Raw genomic sequence first — 24,432 nt, 5'->3', positions numbered from 1 at the left:
TACATAAAGCCAGTATTTCGCAATAATTGTCCAATCACTGTGTTTCCGTGTACGATAAAAAAGAGTGTTTTTACCCTTTTCGATCGACCTTACACGGTCTCATCTGGGTGAAAGCAGACGAAATCAGATTGCATGCCAACACTGAAATTCTCCAACACAATAATTAATAACCTATCCAATTCATCGCATGGCAACCAAAAAAAATACGACTCCATCCGACTATAGTGAATCATCGATCCGGGTCCTGAAAGGTTTGGAACCGGTCAAGCAAAGACCGGGGATGTACACCCGCACTGAAAATCCACTCCATATTATTCAAGAAGTGATCGACAATGCCTCCGACGAAGCGCTCGGTGGTCATTGTAAAAATATCGAAGTCACACTCAATACCGACGGCAGCGTCAGTGTAGAAGATGATGGTCGCGGTATTCCGGTTGGTTTGCATCCAGACGAAGGCGTACCAACGGTCGAGATCGTTTTCACACGTCTGCACGCGGGCGGTAAGTTCGACAAAGGTTCGGGCGGCGCCTATGCTTTCTCAGGCGGTTTGCATGGTGTTGGTGTATCGGTTACCAATGCTCTTTCCAAACGTTTAGAAATTACCGTTTGGCGCGAAGGCGGCTTACATCGTCTAACCTTCGCCAATGGCGATGTGATCGAACCATTGAGCACGCAAACCTTAGGTCGTGGCGACAAGAAAAATGGAACGCGCGTGACGGTCTGGCCCGATGCCAAGTACTTCGACTCGGCGGCTATCTCCGTGCCGGAAATGCAGCGTCTCTTGCGCTCTAAAGCCGTGTTGTTACCAGGCGTGCGCGTCTCTTTAATCAATGCAAAAACTGGTGAAACCCAAACCTGGCAATACGACCAAGGCCTACGTGGTTACTTGACTGAAGCCCTGGCGCAAACGAACCATGGCGAACTCGTTATCCCTATGTTTGAAGGCGAACAATTCGCCACCGCGGAAGTTGACGGTTTTGCCGAAGGCGAAGGCGCCTCTTGGGTGGTTGCCTGGACCGAAGATGGCACGGTTGTTCGTGAATCCTATGTAAACTTGATTCCGACGCCAGCTGGCGGTACGCACGAATCCGGTTTGCGCGAAGGTTTGTTTGGGGCGGTGAAGAGCTTTGCAGAGATGCACTCATTATTACCGAAAGGCGTCAAACTTTTACCAGAAGACGTGTTCGCACGCGCTTCGTTTGTTTTGTCTGCCAAAGTATTAGATCCACAATTCCAAGGTCAAATTAAAGAGCGTTTGAACTCACGCGATGCGGTGCGTTTGGTCTCGAGTTTTGCCAAACCTCCTTTGGAATTATGGTTGAACTCACACGTCGAACTGGGTAAAAAATTAGCCGAACTCGTCATTAAACAAGCGCAATCACGTTTGCGCTCTTTGCAAAAAGTCGAGAAGAAAAAATCGTCTGGCGTGGCGGTGTTGCCAGGTAAGTTGACTGATTGCGAATCGGATGACATCAGCCGCAATGAGCTGTTCTTAGTCGAAGGTGACTCTGCGGGTGGCTCAGCAAAGATGGGACGCGATAAAGAGTTCCAAGCGATTCTGCCATTACGCGGCAAGGTCTTGAATTCATGGGAATCAGAACGCGATCGCTTGTTTGCGAACAATGAGATTCACGATATCGCCGTAGCGATTGGTGTTGACCCGCATGGTGTCAACGATACAGTCGATCTCAGCAATCTGCGTTACGGCAAGATTTGCATTCTGTCTGATGCGGACGTCGATGGTTCTCACATTCAGGTTTTGTTGTTGACACTGTTCTTCAAGCATTTCCCGCAACTGATTGCCCGTGGCCACATCTGCATCGCACGTCCACCTTTGTTCCGTGTGGATGCCCCTGCCCGCGGTAAGAAACCGGCGCAGAAAATTTACGCGCTCGATCAAGGCGAATTAACTGCGATCGAAGATAAATTGCGTAAAGACGGCGTAAAAGAAGGCGCATGGACCATCTCCCGCTTTAAAGGTTTGGGTGAGATGAACGCCAACCAATTATGGGAAACCACCATGAATCCGGATACACGTCGCCTATTGCCAGTGTCACTTGGCGAATTCGATCAAACATTCTCCGAAGGCCGCTTCAATATGCTGATGGGCAAGAGCGAATCGGCGGCACGTCGTTCGTGGTTGGAAGAGCATGGTAACGAAGTCGACGCCGACATCTAGTGAGCCTCATAAATCCGATTGCGCGGCGCATTACGGCGTTGCAAATCCTCGCAATACCGACGTATTGCTTTGGTTTGCGCCTTGTACTGCATCCGCGGAATCGAATTTCTGAGTCTCCCTGAAAAATTAAGAACATAGAGTGGGTAAACCCGCCCCAAATTTGACAATAAGATTATGAGCGAACAAGCAAATTTATTTGATGAAGTGCCGGACAATAATGGCGGTGGTGGCAATGACGGCGAGTCTTTGACGCTGGCGACCTTTGCCGAGCGTGCTTATTTGGACTATGCGATTTCAGTCGTCAAAGGCCGTGCCTTGCCCGATGTGAGTGACGGTCAAAAACCTGTGCAACGTCGAATTTTGTATTCGATGAATGAGCTTGGTTTGAACGCCAGTGCTAAGCCCCGTAAATCCGCCACCGTGGTCGGTGAAGTACTCGGTAAATTGCATCCCCATGGCGACCAGTCTGTGTATGACGCGATGGTACGGATGGCGCAAGATTTCTCACTACGCTACCCGCTTATTGATGGTCAAGGTAACTTCGGTTCACGCGATGGCGATGGTGCTGCGGCGATGCGTTACACCGAAGCCCGTTTAACGCCGATCTCCAAATTATTGCTCGATGAAATTGATCTCGGCACGGTCGACTTCCAAGCCAACTATGATGGCTCTTATGAAGAACCAACGTTACTGCCAGGACGTTTGCCTTTCGTGCTCTTGAATGGCGCCTCCGGTATCGCGGTGGGTATGGCTACCGAAATCCCTTCGCATAATTTGAACGAAGTCGCCAAAGCCGCAGTCGCGATGATCCGCAATCCTAAAATCAGCCATGCTGAATTGATGGAACATATTCCGGGCCCGGACTTCCCTGGTGGCGGTCAAATCATTACGCCAGCAGCGGCCATCAGCGATATTTACGCCACTGGTCGCGGCAGTGTGAAAGTGCGCGCGCGCTGGAAAATTGAAGAGTTAGCGCGTGGCCAATGGCAAGCCGTGGTCACGGAACTGCCACCGGGTACCTCGACCCAAAAAGTTTTGGAAGAGATCGAAGAGATCACCAATCCTAAAGTCAAACTCGGTAAAAAATCGCTGTCACCAGAACAAATCAGCCAAAAGCAAATCATGTTATCGGTGCTTGACGCCGTGCGCGATGAGTCTGGTAAAGATGCTGCGGTCCGACTGGTTCTCGAGCCTAAATCGAAGAATCAAGATCAGACTGAGTTCATGCAAATGCTATTGGCGCATACTTCGCTTGAGACCTCGGCTTCACTCAATTTGGTCATGATTGGTGGCGATGGACGTCCACGTCAAAAAGCCTTGGGCGAAATTCTCGGTGAATGGATCAGTTTCCGCTTTGAGACGGTCACACGCCGTACCCGCTTCCGTCTGCAGAAAGTCGATGATCGTATTCATATCCTCGAAGGTCGCCAAGCGGTTCTATTGAATATCGATAAAGTCATCAAGATCATTCGCGAATCCGATGAACCGAAGCCCGCTCTGATCACTGCTTTCCGTTTGTCTGATCGCCAAGCTGAAGATATTCTCGAAATTCGTTTGCGTCAGTTGGCACGTTTAGAAGCCATCAAGATCGAGCAAGAATTAGCAGAATTGCGCAATGAGAAGAGTGGCTTGCAGAATTTGCTCGACGATCCTTCGGCGATGAAACGTTGCATCATCAAAGAAATCGAAGGCGACGCTAAACAATATGGCGATGCGCGCCGCACCTTGATTGAAGAAGCACAAAAAGCCTCGGTCGAACAAAAAGTCATCGACGAGCCGGTCACCGTTGTGGTTTCTGAAAAAGGCTGGGTTCGTGCACGCACAGGTCATGATCATGATCCTGCCCAATTCACCTTCAAAGCAGGTGATAAATTGTATGGCACTTTCGAATGCCGTACGGTCGATAATTTACTCGTGTTCGGCTCCAATGGTCGTGTTTATTCTGTGGCGGTCTCTGCCCTGCCCGGTGCGCGCGGTGACGGCGTTCCAGTGACCACCTTGATCGACTTAGCCGCTGGCACTCGTATCATGCATTACTACGCTGGCAAAGCAGAAATTCAGTTACTGTTGGCGTCCACCGCTGGTTATGGCTTCACCGCCAAATTGGGTGATATGGTCGGACGTATGAAAGCGGGTAAAGCCTTTATGACGCTTGATGATGGTGATGAGCCATTAGCGCCAAGCGCGGTGTCAGAGGATGCAAGTGCGATTGCTTGTTTATCTGAAAAAGGACGTTTATTGGTGTTTGGTCTCAATGAAATCAAACAACTCTCGAGCGGTGGTCGTGGCGTGATCTTGATGGAGTTGGAAGACAAGGAGAAACTCTTGGCGGCAACTGCGATCAGTCAAAAAGGTGTCAAGGTTCATGGCATCGGCCGCGGTGGCAAAGCACAAGAAGTGAGTTTAAGCGCTTCGGGCTTAGCCAACCACATCGGCAAACGTGCACGCAAAGGCAAGGCTTTAGAAGCCAAAGTCAAAGCGCAAAGTCTGCAGAAAAATTAGATTGGTTGCTAAAGATTCAGAGCAAAGTGCTTAGGCACTGCTCTGATGAAGTTCTTAAGTAAGCTGATTTAACTACACAAAAAAATGGCACTGAAACTCAGTGCCATTTTTGCTTACGTCATTTGTTTGACTCAATTTGTTCGACTCAATTTGTTTTATTCGCCCAATACCACCTGATTCTTGCCATTTGCTTTCGCTTTGTACAAAGCAGCGTCAGCGACGGTCAATAATTCATCGGGGTTCGCTGTTTGACGCGAATCGGCGATACCCGCTGAGAACCCCACCTTAAATTCTCCGTGTTCAGAAACGTGAACAACACGACTAAAGGCTGTACGAATTTTATCTAACACCATCCGTGCAACATCGGCGGTCGTGTTGGGGAAAATGACAATAAACTCTTCACCACCATAGCGGCCCACTGCGTCACTTTTTCTGAGACGTTGCTTAAGCATGTGAGACAAAGTGCGCAGAACTTGATCGCCCATCTGATGACCGTAGGTATCGTTCACCATTTTGAAGTTATCAAGATCGATCATGGCCACCGCCACGCAGGTCACGGTGCGGCTCGCACTTGAAATCTTGGCGATAAGGTCTTCTTTGATCGCAGTATGATTAAACAGGCCTGTTAAGCCATCGCGCATGACCAAAGTACGTAAAGAACGGAAGCGTTCCGCACGTGAAGACAACGAAGAAATCAGCAATTCAGGCGCGATTGGCTTACATAAGAAATCATCAGCACCCACTTTGACAGCGGCAATCTGCTTCTGTTCATCTTGTTCGCTCGACAGAAAAATAATCGGGACATCCAGGTAGGAATGATCTTGGCGAATCACTTTCGAAAGCTCAACACCATCACAGTTCGGCATGTAAATGTCCATCAACAGCAGCTCTGGTCTAAAACTCGCCATACGCTCCAATACTAATTCCGGGTCATTCAACACTTCGACGATCATGCCAGCCGACTTCAACAATGTGCTGTAAGCGTTCGTTAAATCGACATCGTCATCAATGATCAAAATGCGATATAAGCGTGGCTCAGGCAATGCAAGAATTTCTTCCATGCGTTCGGTCAACGCGAGGACGTCAACCGGCTTCAGGAAAAAACCTTCGCCACCAGCGCGCACGGCCCGCAACCGGCTCTCAAAACTGTTTAAGTTCGACATGAACAAGGTAGGCGGCAACTTGCGTCCTTGTGCCTGCAAGCGTTCGATTTCGTCACCGCCTGCGTGATAGCCATGCTGGCAATCAAGGTCGATCACTAGGAAATGCGGCATTTTTTCGTCAAGTGCTTCCGCCAAATACTCAAGACATTCGATATGGCAAACGTCAAAAGCGAACTGCTCTAACTGGGCCACAATTTCGGCGGTCTTCTCGAAATCACTGTCGACTAAATAAATGAGCTTACGCTCTGCCTCCACAACCGGTGCCTTCACAGGCGCAAGAGCCTCTGGCTCAGCCTCAGGTTCCGCCACGCGCGACTCTTGAATATACGTTTCGATATCGCGGCAAAATAAGTCTAAGCGAGCTTGATCCCAAACTTCTCCGGCTATATGGGCTTTGAGTTGAGATTCAAGAACGCGCGCCTTAGCGCCCATTTCTGGGAAACCGAAGGTTCCAGCGGAACCTGCCATTGTATGAAGCAGTCTATGCAGCAAGGCTTCATGTTCTTTGTTATCGGAGTTACTGCAAAAAGCATCCTTGGCGTCTTCTATCTCCGCCAATTTACCTGGAAGTTTAGAAATGAAAACTTGACCAAGCGCTCGGATCGCCGCCTCAAGTTCTTCGTCTGCTGAGCTCACGTGAATATCCTTATTTGGCGCAACCGATTAGCGTCATGATTCGGTGCCCGAAATTTTTTTAACTAACTTTTTCCCACAGAGTTCTTACCTGAACGGACAAACTCATAGGATCGAAGGGCTTGGCAATCACGCCAATAGCACCCAAGGTGAAGTAGTAATCTTGTTCGCTAGATTGCACTTTGGCGGTCATAAATATCACTGGGGTCGATGCCGTGGTGCTCATCTTGCGCAGTTCGGCCAAAGTAGTCGGCCCATCCATGTTGGGCATCATCACGTCTAACAACAGCAAATCAGGTACAAAACCTCCCTCGATTGCTGCGATTGCCTCCGCGCCAGAGCTGCAAGTTTTTAGTGTGTAACCACCGACGACTTCCAAGGCGATCTGCGCAACGGCCTGAATATCGAGATCGTCTTCCACGTACAAGATATTGGTGAGTGAATTTGCAGACATAAGCATCCTTTGAGTTGGCTTCATGAACGAGCTCAAATCTAGAGCACTTGAGTCATTCGATTTTTAGCTCTTCGATTCAGACTAACGATTTAGACTGTTCGAGTCACCGCGACGTACACGTTTTCTGTGTAATCATATCGTCGCGCTGGACGATCTCAAAGGAAATTATCAGATTCGTTAATTTTTTCCAACAGGAAATAATTGGCACATTCCAATTTTCTTGATTTCGCTCGTAAACGAGGCCTACAGCGAAGGGCTTGGTACCGCTTTTTCAAACTCAAGTTCTAGGACGAAAGATCCGTTGCGGCCTATTTCCCTGCTCTTTCGGTCGCCATCATTTCCGCACTTGGCCGGCAAACACCGTCATGAAATGTGGGTTAATCCCAATCTGATACGCTAAATCTGCCGGGCGCGTGATACACCACAGGGCAAAGTCGGCACGTTTGCCGACTTCCAGGCTACCGACTTCATCAGCGAGACCCAACGCTTTTGCTGCATGAATCGTGGTTCCTTGCAAAGCCTCGAGCGGAGTTAGGCGGAATAAGGTGCACGCCATATTCATACTCAACAAGGGAGAAGTCATTGGCGACGTGCCGGGATTACAGTCACTGGCCACGGCCATCGCGACACCTGCTTTGCGCAATGCTTCAATCGGCGGCAATTTGGTCTCACGTAAGAAATAGAAAGCCCCCGGCAAGAGTACCGCCACCGTACCGGCCTCACGCATTGCTTCAATTCCGCTGTCAGTAAGGTATTCAAGATGATCTGCCGATAGTCCTTGATAACGTGCGGTCAAGGCAGCGCCGCCTTGATCGGATAACTGTTCCGCATGCAATTTCACCGGTAAGCCGTGCGCCTTCGCGGCGGCAAAAACACGTTCGGTTTGCGCTGGAGTGAAGCCGATTTTTTCACAAAAAACATCGACCGCATCCGCCAAACCTTCGGCCGCAATGGCTGGCAACATATGCTGACACACTTCATCGATGTAATCGTCAGCACGACCAGCGAACTCTGGAGGGAGCGCATGCGCGCCTAGGAAGGTGGTTCTGACACGAACGGCATGCTCAGCTTGCATACGGCGCGCCACTCTGAGCATCTTGGCTTCGCTAACGGTATCCAAGCCATAGCCCGATTTGATTTCGATGGTCGTAATGCCTTGCTCAAGACTACTACGCAAACGTGGCAAACTCTGTTCGTACAATTCTTGCTCTGAAGCGGCGCGCGTGGCCCGCACCGTCGACACAATGCCACCGCCTTGGCGCGCGATTTCTTCGTAAGCGACACCATTCAAACGCGCTTCAAATTCATTACTGCGATTACCTGCATAGACCAAGTGGGTATGACAATCGATCAAACCTGGCGTCAACCAACAGCCTTGGCCATCATGGATCACTTTAGTTTGATAATCGGCCGGTAGCGCACTGACAGATCCTAGCCAAGCAATCTTGCCATCTTTCACAGCAATCGCGCCATCGACAATTTCACCGTAACCATCTCGCATGGTCGCGAGATGCACATTGATCCACAAGCTATCCCACATATACAACCTTTTGATCACGTAGACGTACTAACTGAGGAAGCTAATACGCATCAAATACACAATGCTGTCTTCCGAAGTTTGCAAATGAAAATGAATGCCAGCTTGCGCTTTCTCTTCGTCAATCAAAATCAAATCACCCGCTTCCAAATCCATGCCATGGCGAATACGCGCTTGACCGCGTTCGCAAAACAGCAGCACTTGATTGGCTTGCTCTTCGCGAATCTCGTGATCACCACCAAGTAAGCGTTGCATATAGTGCTGACATACATCGCGTCGCGTCATCAAATTCAAATCGACCACGGTATCATCGATCAACTTGGCGTAAATCGGCTCTTCACCTGTGAACCGGTGCGGCATGCTGGCCTGCGTCAACTTGACGCCTTCATTGACGCCTTCATTAACACCTTCACTGGCTTCTTTCGACGCTTGCAGCACCATGCCTGCACCAGACAAGATCGCTAAGCTACGATCGATTTGTGCGAAGTGCGAAAACGGCCCATCTTGCGCCACCGTCGCTGTGCTCAAACGCCAAATAAACTGATCAATGCCCGCCCCCTCAGGAAAAATGGCGAGCTCGGTCGTGCTCCCTCCGCCATTTTTCCAGGGCATGGTCTTGTAATCTTTAGGCGTCCATTTACGCATGTTGATGTCCTATTCGATGAGCCGATGAAACACTTATCGGATCGGGTGGGCTGGTCTTATGCCAAATACAAATGCGCGTACAAATCAGCGAATTGCGAGCTCAGCGCACCGTCAACGACGAGGTTCTTTGCTGCTTCAATATCAGGTGCAAAGAAACGATCTTTGTCGTAGAACGTGACTTTATCACGCAGCATGCCATGTACTTTGCTCAAAGCATCGGAAGTCTTCAGCGGGGCGTGGAAATCAACGCCTTGCGCTGCGGCCAATAATTCAATACCGACGATCGTGGCGGTATTGTGCGCCATTTCATGCAAACGACGGCCAGCATAAGTCGCCATACTGACGTGGTCTTCTTGATTTGCTGAAGTTGGAATCGTATCGACACTCGAAGGATGCGCATGCGATTTATTCTCGGAAGCTAAAGCAGCTGCTGTCACGTGAGCAATCATGAAGCCAGAATTCAAACCAGAGCCTTGCACCAAGAACGGTGGCAAACCGGAGATTGAAGCATCGATCAACAGCGCAATACGGCGTTCCGAAATCGAACCAATTTCTGCGATCGCCAACGCCAATGTATCGGCTGCGAAAGCCACTGGCTCTGCGTGAAAATTACCACCAGAAATGACTTCGTTGGTATCCACAAACACCAAAGGATTATCAGTCACGGCGTTGGCTTCGGTCAGCAAAGTGCGCGCTGCATTGTTGATGATGTCTAAGCACGCGCCCATCACCTGTGGTTGGCAACGTAAGCAATACGGATCTTGTACGCGCTCATCGTTCACCAAGTGCGACTTACGAATCTCGCTGCCGTTTAACAAGGTGCGATAGATATTTGCTGTCGCGATTTGACCAGGTTGACCTCGTACTGCATGAATCCGTGGATCAAACGGCGCATCACTCCCCTTGGCCGCATCGACGGACAAAGCACCGGTAATAGTCGCGGCTTCCAATAAACGTTCGGCTAAAAACAAACCGTTCAAGGCTAAAGCGGTTGAGACTTGCGTGCCATTGATCAGCGCCAAACCTTCTTTCGCGGCCAACACCACTGGTGTAATGCCAGCTTGGGCCAAGGCTGCTTTGGCATCCATCATCTGACCATTCACTCGCACTGGGCCTTCGCCCATGATTGCTAAGGTCATGTGGGATAAAGGAGCCAAATCGCCCGAAGCACCGACGGAACCTTTGACTGGAATCGCTGGCATGATGCCCGCATTGTAGGCGGCGATCATGGTATCAATGACGGACGAACGAATGCCCGAGAAACCACGTGCCAAACTTGCGATCTTCATCGCGATAATCAATCGTACGACTTCATCAGCGATCAATTCACCTGAGCCGACCGAGTGCGACAAGATCAAATTCTTTTGCAGTAATTCCAGATCTTCATCGGGAATGCGGGTTTTGGCCAATTTACCAAAACCGGTATTGATACCGTAGGCGGCATCCCCCTTGGCCACGATACGATCGATGGTGGCGGAAGATTCATTGATCGCAGCATAGGCCGATTCAGCCAATGCCAATTTCACAGGAGCCTGCCAAATCGCCCGCAAATCTGCGAGTTTGAATTGGCCAGGTTGAATGGTGAATGTTGTGCTCATGTTTTATCCTTTGTTTTTTAAACCCCTCAACGCCGAGACGCTGAGGCGCAGAGGCTTTCTGTTTGTCGCTCCTGCGCAGGCAGGAGCCCAGTGTCTTTCGGTAAGCGATCAACGCCACTGGATTCCCGCCTTCGCGGGAATGACATGCTCAATCTCTCTACGTTTCTTTACTTCTCTGCGTTTCTTTACTTCTCTGCGCCTCTGCGCTTCGGCGTTGAGGGGTTTTAATATTCAGTTCGACGTCAACGAAAATTATTTAATCATCGGCAAATTCAAGCCATTACGCTTAGCGCAAGCAACAGCTTGTTCGTAGCCAGCATCTGCATGACGCATGACACCGGAGCCGCAGTCATTGACGAGTACGCGCGCCAAACGTTTTGCTGCTGCTTCTGTACCATCAGCCACGATCACCATACCTGAGTGTTGTGAGTAGCCCATGCCGACGCCGCCGCCGTGATGCAAGGAGACCCAGCTCGCACCGCCTGCGGTGTTCAACAAGGCATTCAACAAAGGCCAATCAGATACCGCATCGGTGCCGTCCTTCATGCCTTCGGTTTCGCGATTCGGGCTAGACACAGACCCTGTATCCAAGTGATCACGACCGATGACGATCGGCGCTTTCAATTCGCCGTTCTTGACCATCTCATTAAACGCCAAGCCGGCGATATGACGTTCACCCAAACCTAACCAGCAAATACGCGCTGGTAAACCTTGGAAGGCGATGCGTTCACCGGCCATATCCAACCATTTGTGAACGCCTTTATTCTCCGGGAAGAGTTCCTTAATTTTCGCATCAGTCTTACGGATGTCTTCTGGATCACCGGACAAAGCCACCCAACGGAATGGTCCTTTACCATCGCAGAACAAAGGACGAATATAAGCAGGAACAAAACCTGGGAAATCAAAGGCATTCTTAACGCCAGTATCGAATGCCACTTGACGAATATTATTACCGTAATCGACGGTTGGAATACCCATCGCATGGAAATCCAACATCGCTTGCACATGGACTGCGCAAGCTTGTGCCGCATCAGCCGTTAGCTTCGCATGTTGACTTGGATCTTTCTGTGCCTCTTTCCACTGTTCGACTGACCAGCCAATCGGCAAATAGCCATTAATCAAATCGTGAGCCGAAGTTTGATCTGTGACCAAATCTGGTTTGATGCCACCCGCTTGAGCGCGCTTGACCAATTCTGGCAAAATGTCGGCCGCGTTGCCCAACAAAGCAATCGAGATCGCATCTTTGCGTGCTGTATGGAACTTGATCAATTCGATCGCGTCGTCCAAGTCTTTAGCTTGTTTATCGACATAGCGCGTGCGCAAGCGGAAATCGATACTCGATTGTTGGCATTCGATGTTCAAAGACACGGCGCCGGCAAAGGTCGCCGCTAATGGCTGCGCACCACCCATGCCACCCAAGCCCGCTGTCAAAATCCAGCGACCGCCCCAATCACCACCAAAGTGTTGGCGCCCTGCTTCGGCGAAGGTTTCATAAGTACCTTGCACGATACCTTGGGTGCCGATGTAGATCCAGCTACCTGCGGTCATTTGACCATACATGAACAAGCCTTTGCGGTCGAGTTCATTGAAGTGTTCCCAATTCGCCCACTTCGGTACCAAATTGGAATTAGCGATCAACACGCGTGGGGAGTCCGGTGTCGTTTTAAACACGCCGACTGGTTTGCCGGATTGAATCAACAAGGTTTCATCTTCACCGAGTTCTTTCAAGCTCGCCAAAATTTGATCGAAGCATTCCCAGTTACGCGCCGCGCGGCCAATGCCGCCGTACACCACGAGGTGCTTAGGATTCTCTGCCACTTCCTTATCGAGATTATTTTGCAGCATGCGGTAAGCCGCTTCTGCTACCCAAGTTTTACAGACTTTCTCTGCACCGCGCGGTGCACGAATTTCGCGACTTGCGTCCCAACGTGGATCGTGATTCATAAGAGCTCCTTATCAATAACCGGGCTGGATGGTTGAAGGAAAATGGCAGCAGTAAAAACAAATACTAGGAGTATCCAGCGCAACATGCCAACTAGTTTAAGTTGTATATACAACTCATGCAAGTAAAATTTCAACTGACACATGCGTTCAAGGAAGCGCGTTTGGGCTTTAAATAATAAAAAAATAATGACATTGCTCAAAAAATGGGCATTGAGCACGAGAAAAGAAACAATTCGAAACACATTTAAAATTTCCCTGTGTCAATATGACGTAAATATATTGACGCTTGTTGCACCGAGTCGAATTGGTTTTATCGCAGTCTGGTTTGAATGAAGTACCTCATAAAAGAAAGGGAAATCATGCGCCTGAACACGCCTATCACCGCCACCGAAGTCATGGTCGACGAGCACCAGTCAATTGTCTCAACCACCGATCTGCAGGGCAACATTACCTACGCCAACCCTTACTTTGTTGAAATCAGTGGCTTCGACATCGGTGAGCTTATCGGTGCTCCACAAAACATACTGCGCCATCCTGACATGCCGAAGGAAGCGTTTGCAGACATGTGGACCACAATCAAAAGTGGCACACCTTGGAGTGGGCTGGTCAAAAATCGCACCAAAGAAGGTCACTTCTATTGGGTACAGGCCAACGTGACACCTGTCATCGAGAATGGCAAAGCGGTGGGATACATTTCCGTTCGCACCCGGCCGAGTCGAGATCAAATTAATGCGACTGAAAAAATTTACAGCGAAATTCGCAATGGTAATCCGCGGCGACTACTAGTCGATCATGGACGCATCGTGGTACCCACAGTGGCCTCAAAACTACAGCAGAGCTTGAATCTAAGTCTCAAAGCAAAGATCCTTGGTTCGATAACAATCACCATGCTTAGTCTCCTTTACTTCATTGTGGACCGTTTTTTTGACACAAGTAAATTGATCGGAACTACACTTGCAGCAAGTATTGCTGGGCTAGGTATCCTCTCTTTGATTGTGCTATGGAGTAACCTCTCACGAACTTTACGCTCGCTGCACCGTGCGACGGTGCAAGTTCAAGCGATGGCGGGCGGTGACTTAACGGCTGACATCGTTGTTAATGGCAATGATGAAGTGGCGGTTCTCGCACGTTCGATTCGGCAACTCAAAATTAATTTGGGTTCAGTTGTTGGAGACATTCGCAGCAACTTTATGAGTATTACGATGGCGACCGACGAAATAGCCAATGGCAATATGGAATTGTCGTCACGCACCGAATCGCAAGCATCCTCTCTCGAAGAAACAGCTTCAAGCATGGAAGAGCTAGCTTCCACCGTCGACCAAAACGCGCAAAATGCGCGCGAAGCAAATGATGTAGCAGCACAAGCCTCAGAACAAGCCGTTACGGGAGGCAAAGTAGTTGGCCAAGTTGTCGCCACCATGCATGAAATTTCTGATTCATCCAATAAGATCGTTGACATCATCAGCATCATCGACGGTATCGCGTTCCAGACCAATATTCTTGCTTTGAACGCAGCGGTTGAAGCCGCTCGAGCCGGCGAACAAGGACGAGGCTTTGCAGTGGTTGCTAGCGAAGTGCGCGCCCTCGCGCAACGAAGTGCCGCTGCGGCAAAAGAAATCGCAGGTCTCATCAAATCTTCGGTAGTACAAGTGGATCAAGGAGCTGCTTATGCAAATCAAGCGAATCAAGCGATGATGGAGATTGTTGAGTCGGTTCACCGTGTCGCTACTATTATGGGTGAAATCAGTTTTGCTTCGAATGAACAAAGTGAAGGTATCGCACAAGTCAACGATGCGATTACTCTGATGGACAACGTTACGCAACAAAACTCAGCAATGGTTGAGGAAGCTGCGGCTGCCGCTGGTAGCCTGAGTGAGCAAGCAACGCACGTAGAAAAAGCACTCGCACTATTTAAACTGAGCAACTCTTATCAAACTCCCATCAAGGCCACCTCACGTACCATGACTTCACAGCCACTTTCAGCAAGATCCAAACAACTCGGATCACGCCGAGCTACAGCGCTGCTAAATTAGCTCATCCGATGACTGGCTGAATCGTTTTCGATTCAGCCACACCTGCAAGCGGGATCGCTCGTGCTATTATCTTGAAGATTCAAAATGACACTTTTGCCAATTTTCATCTTAATCTCGAATGACTCAAGATTCCGCGCCAGACAATGTTCCCGTTTTTCAACGGATCAAGAACTATCTCATCCGTGAAATCCAATCAGGTACTTGGAAAGAAGGTGATGCAATTCCTTCCGAAGCTGCACTCGCACAGAAATTTCAAGTATCGCGCATGACGGTCAATCGTGCCGTGAGAGAGCTCACCACGGAACAAATCCTGCACCGAATTCAAGGTTCTGGGACCTATGTAGCTCAGCAAAAATATCAAGCGACCTTGGTCGAGATCAAAAGTATCGCAGCGGAAGTGCGTGCTCGTGGCCACGTCCATCGCAGTGAGCTCCATGAGCTGATCGCCTATCCCGCCGACGATTCATTGGCAGCACAGTTTAATGTGAAGGCAGGGCACACCTTATACCACTCGGTCATTGTGCATTTTGAAAACGAACAAGCGATCCAAGTCGAGGATCGTTGGGTCAATTCCAGCCTTGCGCCAGAATACCTGGCTCAAGATTTCACCCACATGACGCCCAATGAATATCTAGTCGCGGTGGCCCCCTTACAAGGCGTAGACTATCGTATCGAAGCGGTGATTCCTGATCGTTCGATCGCCGATATGCTGCAAATCTCCAGCAAAGAGGCGAGTCTCGTTTTGCATCGCAAGACCCGATCACAAAATCAAGTTGCCACCATTGTGACGATGTGGCATCCAGGTAACCGCTACCAGTTTACCGGTAGTTTCTAACTACTTTGCACTGTGCGCTTTTTCGATTTGCATATGTCCATGTTCCATTTCAAACGACTTCGCAGTATTGCATTCATCAGCATCAGCCTAAGCTTGCTAATACAGTCGATACCGAGCTACGCTGCAACCGACGAAACCTCGACCACGCCACCATCGCAGCCTACAGCACTTCAATCGAACAAAGAACGACCACGGGTTGCCTTGGTTCTCTCGGGCGGTGGCGCGCGCGGCTTTGCCCATATTGGCGTTCTGCGAGTTCTGAAAGAACTGCGCATTCCCGTCGACTATGTCGTTGGCACCAGTATGGGTGCGGTGATTGGTGGCGCCTATGCAGCCGGTCGTTCGGTTGAAGATATCGAACAAATCGTACGCACAACTTCGTGGGACAGCGTGTTAGCAGATCGCCCTGCCCGCGATGCAATTGATTTCAGACGACGCGAGGAAGACGTCTTACTTCCTTCGCGAATCGAGTTCGCGGTCACAAAATCAGGGCTTAGCCTACCACCAGCGGCGGCCGGCAACGCCTCGCTCGAGCAAGCTTTATTGCGCTTGCTACCCAATGGTATGAAAACCGAGCATGTGAATCATCTGCCGATTCCGTTTCGCTCGGTTGCCTCTGACTTGGTCACTGGTGAATTGGTGGAGTTGAGTGACTCACCCCTCTTCATCACCATGCGTGCCTCACTCGCCGTACCCGGCATGTTTGCACCGGTTCGCGTCAATAATCGCTTGGTGGTCGACGGTGGTTTGGTTCGTAATCTTCCTATCGACATGGCGCATAAAATGGGGGCGGATGTCATTATCGCCGTCAATGTCGGCACCCCACTCGCGCAAGAAAAAGAACTAGGCAGCGCCATCAGTGTAGCGCAACAGATGCTACAAATTTTGACCGAGCAAAACGTGCAACGCTCGCTCAAGGAACTCAAAGAGCAAGACATTTTGATTGCGCCCGATCTGAGCGGGATTAATTTTCTCGACTTCAATCAACATCATAAGGCGATGGTAGCGGGCGACAATTCAGCGAGGCAGATCGAATTCAAACTACGTTCACTCTCGGTTAGCGCAGAAGAATACGCGCGTTACGATCAATTGCGAACCGCAGAAGGCATCATTCCTGATAAGACCTTACGCATCGCCAAGATCGAGGTCGAAGGTACACAACATATCAACCCCGAAATTTTGATTCGCCAATCGGGCATACAGGTCAACGAACTTGCCAGCGAAGAAAAGGTGCGTCAAGTCAGCACCAAGTTGTACGGGCGCGGCGATCTCGACCATGTCGAAGTCGAAATGCAAGATAAACTCGATGAACGCGATGTCACCATCAAAACTCATGAAGCGGTATGGGGACGCAATCGTCTGCGGGTTGGCTTAGAACTGTCGAGTGATTTCCGTGATAGTCATCAGTTTTCGATTGGGGCTATGAATATCTCATCTTCCTTGAACGACTGGGGCGGAGAACTGCGTCTGCTCGGTCGTATCGGTTTTAACCGTGTGATAGCAGGTCAGTTCTATCAACCGCTAGGCCCTGGAAGTCCTTGGTTTATCGCCCCCACCCTTGAATCGGGAGCGACCTCTATCGATCTTTTCAATTCCGGTAGAAAAACGGCGCGCTTTGGCTACAAGACCAGCGGTGCCGACATTCCTTTCGGCTATCAACTCGGTAATTGGGGCGAACTTCAAGTCGGCTTTCGCAAGCAACATGCTCAAGCCGAGCAAACCCTGCCTGAACTGCCGGGCCAATTTATCAACAACTCGCATACCTCAGAATACGCCCGTTTGCGCATCGACACGCTAGACTCACTGGCCTTCCCAACCCGCGGCCAGTACTTGACCTTTGGCTTTGAAAGAGCCAAAGCGGACGTTTTAGGCGAGAAAGCGATTTTGAACTCTTCATTGGTCGGCATGACGGCATTCCAACGTGGCGATTGGGCTGGCCATGTATATGGAGAATGGGCGCGCTCACAAGGCAATATTGCACCGTTGTCGCTTGGGGGATTTTTACGTCTATCCGGCACTCCCGCCGATTCGCTGTCGAACAAAACGGTTGCCTTAGGACGCATCGTCGCTGCGCGCCGAATTGGCAATATGCCGGCTGCGCTCGGAGGCGCTGTGCGCCTCGGATTTTCTGCAGAACTTGGTGGTGGATTTGGCGAGGGGGAAGCGGTCAAGTTCAGCAAAATCAAGCGCAGTGGCAGTGCGTTTGTCGCCTTTGATACGCGCTTCGGCCCCCTCTATTTTGGCGCCGGTGCTACACAAAACACCGGCTCAACTTTCTACTTATTCTTGGGCCCGATTTGGTGAACCACGGTCGTCTTTGCGTTGGCCATCGTGCTTGGTCGACGCAAAGCAGTGAAAGCAGAGAATTCCCAAGAACGGAATCCCAGCATCAATGTGAAGCCATCTCTATCCTCGGGTGGCAAGCGTCGATCTTCTTGCTGCAGACGTGCAATTTCGGCCGCTAAATGTTGAATCTTTTGTTGGATTTCACGTGCGCTGTTTTGTGATAAGCGTGCTGGCACACACATCAACGATTCACCAGTGCCATCGAAACGCCCTTCGAAATAATCTGCGACCACCTTCTCTTTAAAGAAAGCTTGGATTGGACCATCGGCACGCCAGCGGAAGGCCGGAGAAACTCGCAAGCGATAACGATTCATCGGTTTCAACTCAATCAACTCGTGCTTATCGAGTTCAATCATGCATAGTACGCACTCAGCTTCGGTCAGCGTGTAAGTTTCGATGATCTGCTCAAAGGTCCAATGGCCGAGACATGAAATCGCCACTAAGAGCAATTTCGGATTTTCCATGAGCGCCTTTTCTTGCGCCAAGGTGAGATGATCCGCTTGAGGTGTAACATCCGCTGCTTGCCGCAACACATCTTCCAGAGAAATTTCAGCGACTTTGCAGATCTGCGCCAAGCGCGACAATGTCATATCTTTTTGGCCGAACATGCGCTTGATACTCGACTCGCTCATATCAATCAAATTTGCCAATTGTTTGTAGGTCATCCCTACACGACGCAGCTCTGTTCTTAGTACATCAAGCAATAACTCAGGTGAACTCATCGATAACCTCGATTTAAAATCTAAGAATTTGGTTTGGGGAGAAGGTTAATTTCTTCCGCAGTTTTTTTACCAAGTCGCACCAATCCTAAATGCATAGGAATGATCGCTTCTTGCGTTGAGACGGGTATTCTACCGCCCATAATTTCCGCAAAACGCTGCGGCAAAATTGGTTGGCGTTGCGGCTCAGCGAAACCGTCTGGAAAATCTGGATAGTCGTTGGCCAAATCATACTTATCGGTCGCGCCCAAGGTATGCAACATTTCATGTGCGATTACGACATTATTTGTCGGGCTAAGTTCCTTACTAGCAAACAGATTAACACGCCCGATCAAGCCTTCTTGCAAGGCGGTGGAATGATGCACTTGTGATTTCGCAGGATCAAAATATTGCACAAACAAACGCACCTGCGGACCTGGGCCTTTGAGTTTGGCGTTTTGATAGGCCCACCACCGAAACTTCAGACTCCACCACATCACCTTCAATGGATTCTGTTGTGCGGGTGGCGCCGGTGGTCCTTCTTTGAGTTGAGGCATCAATCGGATCTCAACACCCGCTTGGTCGGCTTTGCCATACTTGGCTTTCTCACGCTGAATAAATTCTTCAATCGCGACGAAATCTTCGCGCTTTAATTGTCGAATGTAATCCTCACTCGCAGCACTTTGATCACCATTGATGGGATAAACATTCACCATGAGCGTGTATTGCCACTCTACCGATTTAGTGCGAGCACGATAACTAGAAATCGCTACCGCACCCAGAATGATCAACAAGAGGCCGATGCGTAAATACTTGAACATGAAGTAGCGAAAGGCAGAAGTTGGACGGTGACTTTTTGAATCACATCATCAATTAAAATAAGCCTTGATTCTAACAGCATTGCCCTTCAAACACTCTAGTTTCCATCCCACCTTCACGGCATCCTATGTACAGTACAAACCGCAAGTACCAATAAAAAAAGCAGCCGGAGCTGCTTTTTTTTGTGCGTCAAGAAAATTACTTCTTGGTTTTCTTACCAGCAGCTGTAGCTGGCAAATAAGTGAGAGGATCGTTCAAACCACTTTCGTAAGCAGTCATCACTGTTTTTGGACGCATGCAAGTCGCGCTCAAAGTCGTCGAGTCAGTGGAGGAAGAATTCACGCACACTTGCAACTTCATGATTTTGCTTTGTGGGATACCAGCCGCAGCAGCGATCGAAATCACAGAGTGATGATCAGCGCCATTAGCAATCAATTGATCCACTGTTTTTTGCAAATTACGGCTTGTCGACAAGGCAGTAAAAATGCCGTCCACCGAAGTGTCCACCGGTTTTGGCGCTTCCACTGCAAACGCACTTCCAACCATCGCCAAACCCAAGCATGCACTAACAATGATTTTTTTCATAACGATCTCCAAAAAAATGACAAACCACTTGCCAAACGCAATGATACTAGCGACTTTTTAGGGACGAGAAAAGTATCTAAGTGCGATAAAACCCAAAAAAAATCAATAAGTTATAAAAGCGATCAGAGCTGTGTTTGCAGAATACGACAGAATCAGAGCAAGATAACAACTTAATTCTTAGCGGCAGTATTTGCTGTGTGAAATACTGCCCTTTCACTTGAGCAATCTCTCGCAAATAATGGCGCAACGCTGTCCAAATGCGCTTGTTGGATTCCGATCCGATATGGGAAATCTCGTTGACGTTCAACGCCGCCAAGTTTAGAGTAATTCGCAACCCTCTTTGACTTGCAGTTCACTCATAGGAAGGCCGACTCATCATGTTTGGTGAAGGCAAAACCTTAGCAAGAATTGTATACCTTTGCGCGTGCAGCCTTTTCTTTAGCGCGCTCTACTCTCCTGTCTACGCCAGTTCCAAGCAAACCTTAAGATTTAGCCACATCGGCAAAGAACAAGGCTTACAAGATGGGTCGGTACCCACGATATTACAAGATCAGCAGGGCTTAATTTGGTTCGGTACCGCTTCTGGCTTAGCTCGCTACGACGGTCGCAAGATGACCCGTTGGAACGCGAATCCGGAAGACCCACAAAGTCTCAGTAATCCCTTAGTTGCCGCCCTGCTCGAAGGTGATCATCAAGAGCTGTGGATCGGCACTGCAGCAGGGCTCGATCGATTAGATCTCCGTAACGATCGAATTGAGCGGGTCAACATGCCCGAAGCAATGTCTCTCCAACAACGACGAATTTGGTCACTGGCGCATGCAGATCAAGGAAGAATATGGGTCGCGACGCAGTTTCAATTAATGCGTTTTAATCCGAGCGCAGCACCCAATCAACAATTTGAGAGCATACGCTTACAAGGAGATCCCGGAGCCCTTATCCGAGCGATGATACCCGACGGCGCAGGTGGTGTATGGGCTGCAGTTGGCTCTATCATTTCGCATGTGAGTGTGACTGGCAAGATTAGTTTGCAATTCGATGTAGCATCCAATGCGACACCCAGTGAACGGATTCAGCACGCGGTGCGCAGCCTTACCATCGATCATCAGAACAAGCTCTGGGTTGGCACGCAAAGCGGCTTACAAGTGTGGGACGTTAGCGGTACGACAGCGCAACCCGATCCTATCGTCGAACGACTTAAATTAAAACAAGGTCGAGTCTTCGCTCTTTTCAAAGACGAGGAGCAATCGATCTGGATCGGCTATGGTGACAATTTTGGCCTCACTCGGGTACGCCGGCTACCCTCTGAAGAAATCGAAGTCTTTACACATTCTCCAGCGATTCCAACCAGTATTGCCGGCAATTCGATCGCCTCCCTACTACAAGATCGCTCTGGTACGCTGTGGGTTGGGACCTGGGGCAATGGCACCAGTTTAGTTGACCTTCGAAAAAAGGGTTTTACCAACTATGCCCATGTCGCTGAGGACGTGAATAGTCTCAGCAATGACGCTGCCATGGCGATTAGCCCTGAGCAAGATGACCACGTGTGGATAGGCACTTACGGCGGTGGTCTCAATTATCTCGATCTCAAAAGCGGGAAGGTTGAACGGATTCCTATTGCGCAGACCCAAGCCAGAAATATCAAGGCTATGCTGCGGCAATCGAAGGATGAGATGTGGCTAGGCGGTGATGATGGGCTACATTTGTTTCATTTAAAGAATCGTCGTTCGCGAACCATACCGCTGAATTTGAATACGCCTGGTGGTGGTTCGATTAGTTCAATTATCAAAGACCATAAGGGCGATATTTGGGCTGGAAGTGCTGCCGGCTTGTATCGTATTGACTCGAGCTTCAAGGTTCATACCTATCGTGCAAGAAGCACAGCTACTGTTACAGAAGATGTCGCAAAAAAAGAAGCCGAAACGGTGACAAACCATGGCTCACTCACGCATGACACCGTCGATTGTCTGCTCGAAGACAAACAGCATAATCTTTGGATTGGTACCAAGGGTGGTATTCAACTTTGGAATCATGTCACCCAAACCTTCAGCCAGCCGATCAAACCAACTCAGGCTCTCAAAAATCCCGCTCGGCTATCGATCTACGGTTTGCATCAAGATGAGCAAGAACGTATCTGGGTCGGCACGTCTTATGGTTTATATCAATTAGTACGCAACGGCGACGCATGGGAATTACAATCTTGGCGCCACGTCAAAGGAATGCCCGAAGGTTGGATCATTAATGTACAGCATGATCAACAAGGCGATCTTTGGCTAGGTGCCGAGCAAGGCCTCGTCCATCTCAAACTTCATCAAAATCAAGCGCGTATTTATTCCAGCACAGATGGCCCGATTGAAGGAAGCTTCAACTTCGGAGCCAATACCATGCTCAAAGATGGCCGGCTCCTATTCGGATCAATCGGCGTACTGGCATTCAACCCCCGCGAGCTGAAAGAAAACGATACGCCCGTTCGAGTTGTACTTTCCGATCTTCTCGAATTCAACCAATCTCTTAGCGATCCGACCACCGAAGAATCTCATTCAACACACCAGCGCAGTAGCCTCGCAGAACTCGGCATTGAAGGCATGCTGAGAGATGCGCGCGCGATCTTTCTCTCTCCCAAGCAAGCGATGATTAGTTTCGAGTTTGCACCACTACAATTTTACTTCAGTAAAAATAATCGCTTGGCATGGAAACTAGAGGGTTTCGATCGCGATTGGATTTATGGCAAACCTGGCGAAGGGCTCGCAACTTATACTAATCTCGATCAAGGCGACTATGTGTTGCGGGTCAAAGCTGCTAATGCATCAGGCATATGGAATGAAGACGCTTATCAACTCAAAGTACACGTCTCACCGCCATTTTGGAAAAGTTGGTGGTTTCTTTCCCTGCTAGGTCTCGTATCGATTAGCTTACTGTACATGGCATATCGTCTCAGAATCCAATTCCTGACGCGACATCAAATGAAGCTAGAACAACAGGTCGCGGCACGAACACAAGAAGTGTTCGAACAAAAAGAACAACTCAAAACGGAAAAGGAAATCGCTGAACGTGAACGTGAACTCGCCGACAAAGCACGCCATACAATTTTACTTCTCAGTGAAATCGGACGAGAGATCAGCGCTTCTCTGGATATCAACACGATACAGTCTATTTTCTACGCACATGTCGCAAAATTGATGGACGCCGATGTGTATGGCATCGGGATGGTGGACTGGGAAAAACGCACTGTGAATTTCGAGCGCATCATGGATCGCGGTGTGCCCGCCGAGCCTTTTCAACGTAGCCTCGATGATCCTCAACAGCCTTCTGCGCGTTGCGTTCTCGAAAAAGCAGAAATCTTAATCGACAAACTCGACTTCGCCATCAATATCATCAATGACATCGACCAAGGCGTTCGCCCGGCGAAGCGTATCGACGGTAGTTTTGCCGCTGCTGCACGTTCCGCCATCTACATACCCTTAGTGGTCCGTGAACAAGTCATTGGTGTTATCACCGTCCTCAGCGTTCGGGAAAATGCGTATCAGTCCACCCACCTCGACATGTTGCGAACACTGGGCGCTTACGCCGCGGTCGCACTCGACAAGGCGGCCGCCTATGAGCATCTCAAACTCACGCAAAGCAAATTAGTCGAACAGGAAAAACTCGCAGCACTAGGTTCCATCGTTGCTGGTGTTGCACATGAACTCAATACACCGATTGGCAACAGCCTTCTCGTTGCCAGCACACTCAAAGAACGCAACGACAATTTCCTTCAAATGATACAAGCTGGCACGCTGAAACGTTCGGAGATGGAGAAATTTTGTACGGCATCGACCGAGGCTATGGAGATCATTGTGCGCAATCTCGACACTTCGGCTCAATTGGTCTCTAGCTTTAAACAGATCTCGACCGACCAGACCTCAAACCAACGACGCCAATTCCGATTACATACGATTTGCGAAGAAATCTGCATGACCTTAGCAGCGCGGCTAAGACGCGAGCAGCATGAACTCGAGCTTGAGATCGATCACGACATTCAAATGGATAGCTATCCCGGTGCTCTTGGGCAAGTAATCAGTAATCTCATTATCAACGCCGTGATACACGGTTTCGATGGTCGGCTCGGTGGACACATCCGCATCATTGGGAAACGATCAAGCGCGCAGAAAGTCAGTTTGCGTATCAAGGACGATGGGAAAGGTATCGCGACAAAAAACCTTCATCGTATTTTTGAGCCCTTCTTCACGACTCGTCTGGGGCAAGGCGGTAGCGGACTTGGCTTACACATCAGCTATAACATCGTGACATCGGTTTTAGGTGGCAGCATTACTGTCAGCAGCATCGAGGGCGAAGGCGCAAGTTTTCAGCTTGAGCTGCCGATCACCGCACCTACCCTTCAAGAAAGCGGCATCGACGCGTCAGGCAAACCTAAATCTATATCGATGTGATGAACAATTTTTCGCAAATCGGGCACGCGCCCAA

15 protein-coding genes are annotated in these 24,432 nt (G+C 49.5%); 6 read left to right on the top strand and 9 right to left on the bottom strand.

Annotated features, from left to right (window positions below; genetic code table 11):
* Positions 1–187 precede the first annotated feature (187 nt).
* Positions 188–2,179 carry a DNA topoisomerase IV subunit B gene (locus RF679_RS05790; protein WP_309483269.1) on the top strand — a complete coding sequence of 664 codons (1,992 nt, stop codon included), beginning with the start codon at positions 188–190 and terminating at the stop codon, positions 2,177–2,179.
* Positions 2,180–2,353: 174 nt separating this feature from the next.
* Entirely contained in the window at positions 2,354–4,681 is a 2,328-nt protein-coding gene (gene parC, locus RF679_RS05785; RefSeq protein WP_309483268.1) for a DNA topoisomerase IV subunit A, read from the top strand.
* A gap of 155 nt (positions 4,682–4,836) precedes the next feature.
* Here the strand turns inward: parC and RF679_RS05780 are convergent, their stop codons facing one another.
* The 6 genes from RF679_RS05780 to hutU all read right to left on the bottom strand — a co-directional run bounded on the left by RF679_RS05780 (position 4,837) and on the right by hutU (position 12,655).
* Positions 4,837–6,480, bottom strand: coding sequence for a diguanylate cyclase (locus tag RF679_RS05780; RefSeq protein WP_309483267.1), 1,644 nt, complete (start codon positions 6,478–6,480; stop codon positions 4,837–4,839).
* A gap of 58 nt (positions 6,481–6,538) precedes the next feature.
* Complete coding sequence (locus RF679_RS05775; RefSeq protein ID WP_309483266.1) at positions 6,539–6,931, bottom strand: response regulator; 393 nt, start codon at positions 6,929–6,931, stop codon at positions 6,539–6,541.
* 334 nt (positions 6,932–7,265) lie between these two features.
* Positions 7,266–8,471 (bottom strand): imidazolonepropionase, encoded by a 1,206-nt coding sequence (hutI, locus tag RF679_RS05770; RefSeq protein WP_309483974.1) that lies wholly within the window; start codon positions 8,469–8,471, stop codon positions 7,266–7,268.
* Between the two features lie 27 nt (positions 8,472–8,498).
* Positions 8,499–9,113: a HutD/Ves family protein gene (locus RF679_RS05765; RefSeq protein WP_309483265.1), complete on the bottom strand. Its 615-nt coding sequence runs from the start codon at positions 9,111–9,113 to the stop codon at positions 8,499–8,501.
* A 56-nt stretch (positions 9,114–9,169) separates the two neighbouring features.
* On the bottom strand, positions 9,170–10,711 hold the full coding sequence (gene hutH / locus RF679_RS05760) for a histidine ammonia-lyase (RefSeq protein ID WP_309483264.1): 1,542 nt from the start codon (positions 10,709–10,711) through the stop codon (positions 9,170–9,172).
* Positions 10,712–10,963: 252 nt separating this feature from the next.
* The gene (hutU, locus tag RF679_RS05755; protein WP_309483263.1) at positions 10,964–12,655 is read right to left on the bottom strand and encodes a urocanate hydratase; all 1,692 of its coding nucleotides are present in this window, start codon (positions 12,653–12,655) and stop codon (positions 10,964–10,966) included.
* A 359-nt stretch (positions 12,656–13,014) separates the two neighbouring features.
* Here hutU and RF679_RS05750 point away from each other — a divergent pair, with 359 nt between their 5' ends.
* The 3 genes from RF679_RS05750 to RF679_RS05740 all read left to right on the top strand — a co-directional run bounded on the left by RF679_RS05750 (position 13,015) and on the right by RF679_RS05740 (position 17,827).
* Complete coding sequence (locus RF679_RS05750) at positions 13,015–14,688, top strand: methyl-accepting chemotaxis protein (protein WP_309483262.1); 1,674 nt, start codon at positions 13,015–13,017, stop codon at positions 14,686–14,688.
* Positions 14,689–14,806: 118 nt separating this feature from the next.
* A complete protein-coding gene (gene hutC / locus RF679_RS05745) occupies positions 14,807–15,523 on the top strand; it encodes a histidine utilization repressor (protein WP_309483261.1) in 717 nt (238 codons plus the stop codon).
* Positions 15,524–15,556: 33 nt separating this feature from the next.
* Positions 15,557–17,827 carry a patatin-like phospholipase family protein gene (locus RF679_RS05740; RefSeq protein ID WP_309483260.1) on the top strand — a complete coding sequence of 757 codons (2,271 nt, stop codon included), beginning with the start codon at positions 15,557–15,559 and terminating at the stop codon, positions 17,825–17,827.
* Here RF679_RS05740 and RF679_RS05735 read toward each other — a convergent pair.
* The 3 genes from RF679_RS05735 to RF679_RS05725 form a co-directional block, all read right to left on the bottom strand.
* Positions 17,800–18,591: a helix-turn-helix domain-containing protein gene (locus RF679_RS05735; protein ID WP_309483259.1), complete on the bottom strand. Its 792-nt coding sequence runs from the start codon at positions 18,589–18,591 to the stop codon at positions 17,800–17,802. The genes RF679_RS05740 and RF679_RS05735 overlap by 28 nt on opposite strands.
* 20 nt (positions 18,592–18,611) lie before the next feature.
* The gene (locus RF679_RS05730) at positions 18,612–19,388 is read right to left on the bottom strand and encodes a hypothetical protein (protein WP_309483258.1); all 777 of its coding nucleotides are present in this window, start codon (positions 19,386–19,388) and stop codon (positions 18,612–18,614) included.
* Positions 19,389–19,584: 196 nt separating this feature from the next.
* Positions 19,585–19,971 carry a hypothetical protein gene (locus RF679_RS05725; protein ID WP_309483257.1) on the bottom strand — a complete coding sequence of 129 codons (387 nt, stop codon included), beginning with the start codon at positions 19,969–19,971 and terminating at the stop codon, positions 19,585–19,587.
* 377 nt (positions 19,972–20,348) lie between these two features.
* On the opposite strand from RF679_RS05725, the gene RF679_RS05720 reads away from it, so the two are divergent.
* A complete protein-coding gene (locus RF679_RS05720) occupies positions 20,349–24,398 on the top strand; it encodes a two-component regulator propeller domain-containing protein (RefSeq protein WP_309483256.1) in 4,050 nt (1,349 codons plus the stop codon).
* The last annotated feature ends 34 nt before the right edge of the window (positions 24,399–24,432 follow it).

It is taken from the genome of Undibacterium cyanobacteriorum, from assembly GCF_031326225.1.
Taxonomy (GTDB): Bacteria; Pseudomonadota; Gammaproteobacteria; order Burkholderiales; family Burkholderiaceae_D; genus Undibacterium; species Undibacterium cyanobacteriorum.
This window is presented reverse-complemented; position numbering and strand designations above follow the sequence as displayed.